Origin of the sequence: Paraburkholderia sp. SIMBA_027 (assembly GCF_046535315.1) — a bacterium.
GTDB lineage: Bacteria > Pseudomonadota > Gammaproteobacteria > Burkholderiales > Burkholderiaceae > Paraburkholderia > Paraburkholderia tropica.
The window spans coordinates 1-264 of record NZ_JAWRWY010000810.1 but is presented as its reverse complement, the minus strand read 5'-3'; the positions used below and the strand labels follow the sequence as shown (position 1 = coordinate 264).

General features: G+C 58.7%; 1 protein-coding gene. It reads right to left on the bottom strand.

The genetic code is table 11. From position 1 onward, the window contains the following. Positions 1-214: hypothetical protein (locus SB764_RS41310; protein ID WP_410866941.1), on the bottom strand; the 214-nt coding region annotated here is incomplete at its 3' end. Positions 215-264: the final 50 nt, after the last annotated feature.

Sequence of the window (264 nt, the reverse complement as noted above, 5' to 3'; positions counted from 1 at the left end):
CGATGCCACCACTGGTTATGCGCAGGCTGACCTTCGACATGCGGCGGTCGTTGCCGCAGCGTTCCATGGCGTCCTGGAGACCTTCGCTTTCGCAGAAGGCGTGAACCGAGATACGCGGAAGTGGTCGCATATTCTCGAGCTCCGCCATACGGACCGCTTCCTCCGCGTTGCGAAGCTCGGTCGTGTTCTTGATCTCGTAGTCGACTGCGCTCATTGGATCAGTTCCGCATTAGAAGTCAGAGCTACCGTTCGTCTCGATAGCCG